Origin of the sequence: Methylobacterium sp. WL116 (assembly GCF_008039455.1) — a bacterium.
Taxonomy (GTDB): Bacteria; Pseudomonadota; Alphaproteobacteria; order Rhizobiales; family Beijerinckiaceae; genus Methylobacterium.
The window spans coordinates 1-1,069 of the sequence record NZ_VRUV01000901.1 but is presented as its reverse complement, the minus strand read 5'-3'; the positions used below and the strand labels follow the sequence as shown (position 1 = coordinate 1,069).

Annotated in this window: 1 protein-coding gene; it reads right to left on the bottom strand. The window is 72.0% G+C overall.

Going from position 1 to position 1,069, the window contains the following annotated elements:
* A partial coding sequence (gene pdxA / locus FV223_RS28315) for a 4-hydroxythreonine-4-phosphate dehydrogenase PdxA (protein WP_187276288.1) occupies window positions 1-1,029 on the bottom strand: 1,029 nt, incomplete at its 3' end.
* Between the last annotated feature and the right edge of the window lie 40 nt (window positions 1,030-1,069).

Genomic DNA, 1,069 nt, shown 5'->3' with positions numbered 1-1,069 from the left:
GGCCCGCGCCGCGGCGGTGCGGGCGAGGCGGTCGGCCAGACGGATCGCGGCGATCAGGCTGTCGGGGCGGGCGAGGCCCTTGCCGGCGATGTCGAAGGCGGTGCCGTGGTCCGGCGAGGTGCGCACGAAGGGCAGCCCGAGGGTGACGTTGACGCCGTCGTCGAAGGCGATGGTCTTCACCGGGATCAGCGCCTGGTCGTGGGTCGGGCAGAGCGCCACGTCGTAGGTCTGCCGCGCCCGCGCGTGGAACAGGGTGTCGGCCGGCAGCGGCCCGCGGATGTCGATGCCCTCGGCACGCAACCGCGCCACCGCCGGTGCCAGCACGTCGCGGTCCTCGTGGCCGATCGTGCCGGATTCGCCCGCATGCGGGTTGAGGCCGGCCAGCACCAGACGCGGCGCTTCGAGCCCGAAGCGCTCGGCGAGATCCCGGGCGACGATGCGGGCGGTCTCGACCACGAGATCCTGCGTCAGCAAGCCCGGCACGTCGCGCAACGGCACGTGGATCGTCACCGGCACGACCGCCAGCGTCTCGCTCCAGATCATCATCACCGGGCGCGGCGGGGTGCGGCCGGGCGCGACCGCGAGCGCCGCCAGGAACTCGGTGTGGCCGGGATGGGCGAAGCCCGCCCGCGTCAGCACGAACTTGGCGATCGGGTTGGTCACCACCGCGCTGGCCCGGCCCGCGCGGACGAATCCGACGGCGGCGGTGATCGACTCGATCGTCGCCCCGGCCGTGACCGAATCCGGGACGCCCGGCTCGGCTTCGGTCTCGCTGCCGCTCGGCAGCGCCACCACGGGGAGCGCGCGGGGAAACACCTCGGCCGCCGTCTCGGGGTCGATCTCGGCCACCGGCACGGGCAGGCCGAGCCGGTTGGCGGTCCGCTCGACGAAGGCCGGGTCGGCGACGAGGAAGAAGGCGGGGAGCGGATCGCGCGGCGTGCTGGCGAGCCAGGCCGCCAGCGCCAGTTCCGGTCCGATCCCGGCGGGGTCTAAAAAAAAGAAGCAGCCGACGATATTAAATGTGTATATAAAGGTGGTGGGCGGATAAATAAAAAAAAATGAGGGGGGG